Annotated in this window: 5 protein-coding genes; 1 reads left to right on the plus strand and 4 read right to left on the minus strand. The window is 41.6% G+C overall.

Annotated features, from left to right (window positions below; all coding sequences use genetic code 11):
- Positions 1-106: 106 nt before the first annotated feature.
- Both V7K40_RS10650 and V7K40_RS10655 read right to left on the minus strand, forming a co-directional pair.
- Complete coding sequence (locus V7K40_RS10650; RefSeq protein WP_334959265.1) at positions 107-2,599, minus strand: calcium-binding protein; 2,493 nt, start codon at positions 2,597-2,599, stop codon at positions 107-109.
- Positions 2,600-3,646: 1,047 nt separating this feature from the next.
- Entirely contained in the window at positions 3,647-4,831 is a 1,185-nt protein-coding gene (locus V7K40_RS10655; RefSeq protein ID WP_334959266.1) for an AbrB family transcriptional regulator, read from the minus strand.
- Positions 4,832-5,075: 244 nt separating this feature from the next.
- Here V7K40_RS10655 and V7K40_RS10660 point away from each other — a divergent pair, with 244 nt between their 5' ends.
- Entirely contained in the window at positions 5,076-5,285 is a 210-nt protein-coding gene (locus tag V7K40_RS10660) for a hypothetical protein (protein ID WP_334959267.1), read from the plus strand.
- Between the two features lie 377 nt (positions 5,286-5,662).
- Here V7K40_RS10660 and V7K40_RS10665 read toward each other — a convergent pair whose 3' ends face one another.
- Complete coding sequence (locus tag V7K40_RS10665; protein WP_334959268.1) at positions 5,663-6,205, minus strand: hypothetical protein; 543 nt, start codon at positions 6,203-6,205, stop codon at positions 5,663-5,665.
- A 749-nt stretch (positions 6,206-6,954) separates the two neighbouring features.
- The coding region (locus V7K40_RS10670) for a DUF4157 domain-containing protein (protein WP_334959269.1) at positions 6,955-8,589 on the minus strand (1,635 nt) is incomplete at its 5' end.

The raw sequence follows: 8,589 nt of genomic DNA on the forward strand, positions 1-8,589 counted from the left end.
TCCGGGAACTAAAACCAAGGTTTTTAGGCTTTATAGAATGAGCCTTCTGAGTTTCGCACCGGCAACTAGTCTAAACGCCAATATAATCATGAAGCACTCATTACGATTAAGCAGTCACATAAAAATTGTTATTGGTTAGTGACACTCCAGCAGATAGTTGGGCAAATTTTACCTGAGTAGCACCCCCACTACCATCTTGGTCAAAATACAATGCACCTGTAGTGTCATCATAGATTAATCGCTGGGCGCTGGTCGTTGCAGATGTTCCAAGTGTAAACTGACTAGCTGAGAGGTAAATTGGTAATAACCCTCCACCAAAACCACTAGCCGATACCCAAATAAGTTCACTACTTGCGTTGAAGTCATAAATACTATCAACGCCTTGATCGTAAGTTAAGAAAATAAAGGTATCAGTACCAGTCCCTCCATAGAGGACATCATTACCGTTTCCACCTGCCAAGGTATCATTTCCAACACCACCCTTGAGGGTGTTATTGCCTAAGGCGTAAGAGGCTACGAGATAATCATTGCCATTACCTCCATCAACTAAATTCTTGCCTGTTGAAAACCCAACATCCAAAAAATCGTTCCCAGTACCACCGTTGAGGGTATTATTGCCCAAACCAATCCCGCTATAGTTGCCCAAGCCAGAGGCAGAGAGATAATCATTACCATCGCCCCCAACCAGCAGATTATTGCCTCTTGAATCGTCAGCATTCAAGGTATCGTTATCAGCACCACCGTTGAGGGTATTATTGCCTGTTGAATTGTTAACATTCAAGATATCATCACCAACACCACCGTCCAGGATATTCTTGCCTGAAGCAGTATAGTAAGATTCATTGGTATCGCCATATTTGTAGTAGCCAGAGGCACTCAAAGAATCATTGCCATCTCCTCCAGAGAGCAGATTATCGCTTGTTGAATAGTCAACACTCAATTTATCATCACCAGTACCACCACTGAGAGTATTCTTGCCAAATAAGCCAGGAGTATAACCGTATTTACCAGAGGCACTCAGAGAATCATTGCCATCGCCTCCATCTAGTAAGTTATCACCTGTTGAAAAGTCAACATTTAATTTATCGTTACCAGCACCACCGTTGAGGGTGTTATTGCCTGAGGCAGTAACAAAAGAAGAATCTGTTGGTTGATCTTTGTAGTAGCCAGAGGCACTCAAAGAATCACTGCCATTGCCTCCAGAGAGCAGATTATCGCCTTTTGAATAGTCAGCATTCAAGGTATCATCACCAGTACCACCGTTGAGGGTGTTATTGCCAGAAGCGCCACCGTAGAAGTAGGTGGAGCCGTCGGAGTAGTAGGCAGAAGCTCTGAGATAATCATTACCACTGCCTCCATCTAATAGGTTATCGCCTGTTGCAAAGTCAATACCCAAGAAATCGTTACCAGCGCCACCGTTGAGGGTATTCTTGCCAGAAGTGGCAATGCCATCAGGGAAATCGTAGTTAGAGGCAGAGAGATAATCATTGTCATCACCCCCAAACAGTAGGTTATCGCCTGTTGCAAAGTCAAAATTCAAGGTATCGTTACCAGTGCCACCATTTAGAGTGTTATCGCCTGAGGCTGCGGCGTTCCCGTATCTAGTTGTGTCACCAGAGGCACGCAGATAATCATCGTCATCGCCCCCAAACAGTAGGTTATCACCTCTTGAATTGTCAATATTCAAGGTATCGTCACCAGCGCCACCGTTGAGGGTGTTATTTCCAGAAGTACCATTACCGTCGCGGTAGAAGACATAGCCAGAGATATAATCATTGCCATCGTCTCCATTGATTAGGTTAGCGCCTGTTGTAAAGCCAAAGCTATCATTACCAGTACCACCGTTGAGGGTGTTATTCCCCTCGCCACCGTCGAGATTATCATTCCCCGCACCACCGCTGAGAACATCATTCCCCGCATCACCGCTGAGAGTATCATTCCCCGCACAACCAATGAGAGTATCATTCCCCACGCCGCCACGGAGCAGGTCATTGCCACTCTTACCGTTGATGTAGTCATCACCACCCTGACCATTAATAACATCATCTGAATTGTCAAAGCCGTTGACATAGTTATTCAGGTCGTTAAAGAAGGTGACTGTGTTCTTGCGGAACGGGTTCTGTTGGGTGGAGTTAGCATTGACGACATCAAAGCTGTCCTGAATGCTGATTTGTCCATCAAACAGGATATTGCCCACTGTTGATAGGTTATTTAAGTTTTCCAGGGTAAAGTTTTGCAGGATCAATTTGCTATTACCCCCAAAGGAAATTTCCAGATTACTGCCATTCTGGGCAAGTAGCAGATTTTGGGCAGTGAAGCCAGAACCTTGAAATATCAAGGTATCTACTTCAGCTATGACTGCTGCCGAGGGATTTGAGCCTTTACCTACGCCACCAAAATCAGTGATGAGAATGTCAGTCTCGTACTGAGAGTTTAAATCGGAGGTGAAAATAAATCTATCATTGCCACCGCCACCAGTTAGGGTGTCATTGGCTCCATTGCCTATGATGATATCGTTCCCAGCTTTACCGTTAATCTTGTCCGCATCGGAGGTGCCCACTAGGGTATCATTACCGTTGGTTCCAATGATATTTGCCATACCTTTTATCTACCTAAATCGATTTTTTGAGTAACTTAAGTTTTCAACCTGCTGTTAGTGCTGTTTTAAAGTACAATGAACTCGCCGAGAGTTGCCACTTTTGGCAATACTTTAAAGTTACCCTTGAGGGTTACAAATTTTTCCCAAGATTCAATCTGTTGACCAGCTTATTAAGTAGCAATTATTGAACTATTTTGGACTTTTTAAGTCTTAGGCACTCTACAAATTTATGAGCGTGTGTATTAAGGAAAATAGGTCGTTTCAGGCTTTTCTAAACTATCTTTGATTCAGTAGCTATTACTAAAAAAATGCCGAAAATCAAGCTTGAATGCCTAAATCCCACACCTCATATTTGGTTTTTTGTGAATGCGTAAGTCCTACTAGTTTGAAAAAAGGAATAGATTAAGACAGCGCTACCAGCATGGTTTCCCGAACCAGGTGACTGCGATCGCGCAGCGTTAGCAAGGAACGAGTGTTACCCTAAGGGTGACAGGGGATATCTTTATGCCCTTGTTGTGGGCTATTGTTTGTGGGTGTATAGCCTGAAAATAGGAAACATCTAAAATAACCCAACAATCCATTAATTACCGAATATTTACTTAGATGTCTATACTAGAAAATATATCTTTGCATACTCTTCACATTATTTGCTGGTAAATGTATACATAAATACTTATCTTTATGTAATCTTTATATTTTCATGGAGATGAAGCGATCGCTCTAGTACCGCAAGGCGGAAGTCAAAAATCAAAAGGAGCCAGTGCGCCCTTGCGGCTCTGCCGACTTGTTCGCTCTTAGCGTTCCCGCTTTCTTAGCAACTGGCTCTCAAAAGTCAAAAGTATTATGAAATGGGCTTTTTAGGGATTTTAAATGGTTGCTCGTCTTGCAAAGTTCTGATGCCTGCGGCGGGCTGCGCCAACGGCGGGAACCGCCGCTCAGACTTTGCGCTATTTACGCCGTAGCGTACTAGGATACTTCTTTAAGGCTAAAACATACGAAATTTAGAGAAGTATGCCCCCCTGCCCTCCTACCTCCTGCCTTCATCAATTAAACTGGCTTTGAAACTTGCTCATCCAAACGGCGAAACAAAAACACCCAAAGTGGTAAAGAACTGTTAATCGCAATCAATCGCACTAAATGACCAGTTGTGACAATTTCAACATTATGATTCAATGCCAGGGAAACCAAGATCATTTCTGCTGATCCTCCTGGTGCTGTGACTAAGAGACAAGTTAACCAGTCCCAAGAGGTTAATTGCATTGCAAGTATAGCAGCGATCGCTCCTGCTACAAGGGTCATCCCCACAGACATCAAGGCATAGCTGACAGTCTGCTTTTTAAAGTTGGGTTTGTCTCCCCAATACTCACCAATAGTAATTCCCAGGAGCATTTGACCCAATAAGTTAATTAAAGGCGGTGGACTAAAGCTAATATCACCCACAAAAGGTAGCCAATGTAGCAAAGGATTAAACCCGATACCAATCAACAATGCACCAAAGAAATCACCAGCGGGAATTTTAAATAATATAGCGGGATAAACTACTAATCCAGTGATTAGCAGTACTAACAAAAGTAATTCTAGTTGAGATGGATCAAAATTGAGCCAAGCACCGTTGACCGGGAGTGTTTGGGGATAGTAATTACTAGCTGATGTCCTAGCGATGAAGGGAATGAGAACAACTACTGAGGTGACGCGAATCGCCTGAACTAGCGCAACCAAGGTAACATTTTTATTGTAATCGGCGGCGATCGCTGCCATAATTCCGACACCGCCAGGAACTGTAGCCAGCATTGCTGTCATTAGGTTGGTTTTGCTGAGGCGGGAGTAAATATAACCAATACAGCTTCCACTTAGCAGCAGAAACAAGGTAAGAAAAATAAATATGGGAATATCAGAAATAACACTAGCTAGATTACTGTGGGCACTGGAAGCGCCAACAGTTAAGCCTACAAGTGCCATTCCCACTTTTCTCGCACTGCGGTTAGGTTGGGGGGAATATTGATAGAAAATTCGACACCCTTGAAGAACCAATGTACCAGCAGCAATCCCGCCAAATATCCAGGCAATTCTGCCAATTTGAAACTTTGCCAGCAATAAACCCAAAGGTAATGCCAGAAGCATTTCCAAGACAAGCACAATTAGTTGCTTCGCAAATAGCTGTTGTTTGGTAACAACAGGATTTTCATGAGTGTGTTCTTCTAGGTTGGGAGCAACACTTAGGCTTTGATTCATCGATACAAGCTTTTATTATTAATTTAACTTATGTACTGAAACTAATGCGATCGCACAATAAACCCAATTCTCAATTTAACGTAAGTTCGACAAACCTCTCTCTGACTTGAACTAAAGTTCAAGTCAGTCCCTCTCCCTGCTTTTACGTAGTAAAACTAGAAAGAGGTTTTTATTGGACTAATTAGGCGAACATCATATTACCCGTCGAACTCACGTTCAAATGGGAGCAATGCGATTTTGTTAGATGAACCCAAAAAACTGCGATCGCCTAATTCATATTTTGATTCGGCAACGCCTGTTTTTATCCCCTTCTCAAAACCCTCACACAAGGCAAGGGGAAGCTCGCCACAACTTCCCCCAGTACAAAACTGCTGCTACTTTGGATCGATTTATTAAGGAATTGCAAAAATCTACACCAATATTTTATACCTGCATCTACACCCGAGCAAATTAATCCGCCGGACTCACAAATGACCTGCGAACCAACAGCAGGAATTAAACTAATTCGGAATTACGTTTTATAACGGCGATTTAATCCTGACACAAAACGTGCTTCATGTAGAGACAGGGAACCTAAACCCCCAAACTTTCTTAAAAAACTCAATAATGCTAAAAAAACTCAAGCAGGCATATTTCCAAGATACACCTGCTTAAACGATCACAACTTTACTGATTATCTACATCTAATCTCTAACAAATGATTAGTTATTAGACCTCTTGCATAAATTTAAATTGTCATATTGAGCGGAGCTAAACAGAGTAGTAAGATTCTTCTCTCCACTGCGTTCCGCTCAATATGACATTACTGATTTTTTGAGTTTTACAAGAGGTCTATTGTCCAGGTATTACACGTTCCCCCGTGACAGTGAACGTCCCTCTTACCGGGGCTTGATCATTGAGCGGATTTGCCTTGAGTGGGAACGACCTCACAGTTCCTGTTCCTTGCACTATCCCATTTTTCGGATCAAATGTCATACGAACATCGTTTCTGGCAATTAGGCCGGGTAATGTTGCTGTTGGATACCAGAAGTTGAATGCCGTGGAGGTAATTTCTTTGTCTGAGGTACATTTCCAACTGCCTTGTATGTTACCAAAGGGTTGGACAGAGGGAACACCACTTTGGTCTAAAGGAGAGGGAGCAGCGCTTTGGTTTGAGGTAGTGCCAAAAACGTTGCCATCTTGGGTAAACGTTAAAATCCCACGAAATGAACCGAATTCACCAGAGTTTGTTGTCGTGATGTATGTGTCTGTCACAATTTTGCTACAATCCGTTATGGGTTGAGCTGATACTTGGTGTATATTCACCAAGAAAGTAGTTGTGAGTGCTAATAGTAGACAAATCGTTAACTTAACGAAAGGATTACGAGTCTTCATTTTCAAACACCTGTTAATAAATAGACAAACTGATTAAATCAAGGTTGATTTTATAAGTAATTATTCTTAGTAACAACTGTCATTAGGTGGTTGACAATATAATTCACGTTCAAGCGAAAAAAGAGCAGTTTACGCGATTCGGGTGCATGTACATCTCTAATAAAATATCCGCAAATCAAGTTAGAAACTTACAACATATTGCAGGTAAATGAGGTACAGTAATACCAGTGCATCAACGGGTAAAATGAAAGCTTACTCAATCGACTTGCGAGAAAAAATAGTAAAATATTATTTTGAAGGTGATACTTCAATCAGAAAAGTAGCTGATAATTGTCATTCAATGAAGCTTAAACCAAAAATCACGATTGCTGACCATTTTTTGGGAATAGAATACCCACGAATAGATCGAACTGAACTAAAACAGAATAAATTGGGCATGGCCGTCATGAAATCTGCGAATACGTAATGTTATCTCAAATCCAGTCTCGCCTTAACCCAGATTCAGTTTGGTCAAACATTAATAGTGTTGGGATGTAGAGCAAAACCGGAGACGCTCCGCCTCCGGTCCCTCCCAATACGGTTCGGATAAGCAGGGGAGGCAGGGGAGGCAAATATTTGATTTATTTTATTTATCATTCCATCAATTTTTACAATTATCTATGTCATTTTGAAATCTTCCTTAATTTTTATTAGTAAATAAGATGTGTTTGCCCTGGCATTGCTCCCCCGCAGAAATTATGCAACGCTAATTATTTGTATTCCTTATCAAGCATGGCAAAACGGTTAGGCACAATTTGGCGATACTCCTCAAAACGTGGCGAACCCTTAGTAGAATCATAAATCGCAATAGTTTCCGATACGTCTTCTTCAATTGAGGCCATTGCGTAACCTGATACAGAAACTTTATCTGCGTTCATCATATTCTTCCATTCCAACCATTTACCTTTGCTAGTGTCAAGACCCCAATTCTTCTGTGACCAAAGATGTGCTGTTTCATGAATCATGGTGACCCTCATATGATTCTCACTCTCAAGTAAGTGGGTTTTTTCTCGAGGAAAAATGTTTATCATTCCTGTCCTTAGCCAGTCACTTCCTGCTTCCATATATGATTGGAAGTTCGGTATGGAATATTTGACTGCACTATAAGCATTATCTGGGTCAACGACTGGATTAAGAATAATTACCTTGATCAATGAACGGGTTTCTTTGGGTACATAGCTAGCAGCATCAGCAGTCTCCTGTATTGTATGATTATGGTATCCTGGATAAATTACTCTCGGAGCAATAATCTTAAATTTGATACCATCCTTGAACTCCACAAAGTACAATTCACCATCACCGGTCCAACCTTTAAATATATAGTAGTCTTTTTTTATTGGTTCTGAGATGGAATACTCTACTTTTGCAGTGTTTATTGGCTCATCAGCTTTGAATGGTTTTGAGTTTTTGTCAGCCATAAACCCACGAAGTAACTCTGCCTGCTTAGTAGGATCGGCATTATCTATTTCTTCGGTAAATAATTCGTAATCATCAATATGCTGAACGAAAGCGTTGGATAACTTATTTATTTGACCACCTAAGATAGCTTGCAGGATGCTCTGTTCACTACTGTCTAATTTAGCCCAGCCAGCTAATCCATGAGCCCATTTAACTCTTAACTTAGTTGCGATTATTGCTATCCAAGAGTTGGAAATATTCTTTGATGTAGGTTTTAAACCCCAGGACGAGTCCCACTTGAGGATAACGGCTTCTTCCTTTTTCCTATCAAGCAAGATGGGCTTCCGTTGAATAGATAATGGGTCAAAATTGATTTTCCCTGTTCCTCTCATCGCTGATTCTACCACTTCTTTTACATCCCTGCGAAGATTAAGGACGCTATGGTCACGGTATTTTGTATCCAGACTTAAAATAAACTCATCATCTGTTAGTGGTACAGCCTGCTGTTTGCTGATTTTATCTAAGGCTGCCCAAGTTAACTTACCAACTACACCCTCACCGTCGTTATGGCCCAAGCCAAGAGTATGCCGATAAGAAAATTCTACCAAGGGCCTACTTTCTGTATCATAACGGCTATGCTGAAAATTGATTACCGCCTCTCTGGTTCGCTGACCAAAAATACCATTAACTTCCAGATGTGGATCAGCACCTGCTATATTCAGCTTTTCCTGAATATCTTTAACTGATACGCCTAATGATGGGTCATATTTTTTGGGTCGACTTTTCGTAAGTTGAATCAGCGGCATCTTTTGAAGATTGCCCTTGCTTTGAACTTCACCTGTTTGCTGAAACTTATGAGCCAATTCATGAGCTGTCAAATGATCGTTGTCTGGTGAATTCCCCTTTCCGTAGAAAATATCATTACCAGAAGTGAATGCCTCTGCACC

It is taken from the genome of Nostoc sp. (assembly GCF_036917195.1).
In the GTDB taxonomy this organism is placed as follows: domain Bacteria; phylum Cyanobacteriota; class Cyanobacteriia; order Cyanobacteriales; family Nostocaceae; genus Nostoc.